We start from the raw sequence: 258 nt of genomic DNA on the forward strand, positions 1-258 counted from the left end.
GGGATTCTTTGAAATTCCGGTAGATCATTTGTATGCATCCAGTATTTTCGTAGACTACATTAGAGCGCTGAACTTAGACAGTCTTACGATTGCTTCCCCGGACATGGGAGGAGCAAAAAGAGCAAAAAACTATGCAGGTCACCTTGGTGCTGATGTAGTAATTGCTTACAAAGAAAGAAAGAAAGCTAATGTGGTGGAAGAGATGTTCCTTATCGGGGATGTGGAAGGAAAAAACGTAATCCTTATTGATGACATGAT

General features: G+C 40.7%; 1 protein-coding gene. It reads left to right on the forward strand.

The window, feature by feature from the left end; genetic code table 11:
- On the forward strand, window positions 1-258 hold a 258-nt coding region (locus SCA31_RS24230; RefSeq protein WP_410699532.1), incomplete at both ends, for a phosphoribosyltransferase family protein.

It is taken from the genome of Chryseobacterium sp. SIMBA_028 (assembly GCF_046535285.1).
In the GTDB taxonomy this organism is placed as follows: Bacteria; Bacteroidota; Bacteroidia; order Flavobacteriales; family Weeksellaceae; genus Chryseobacterium.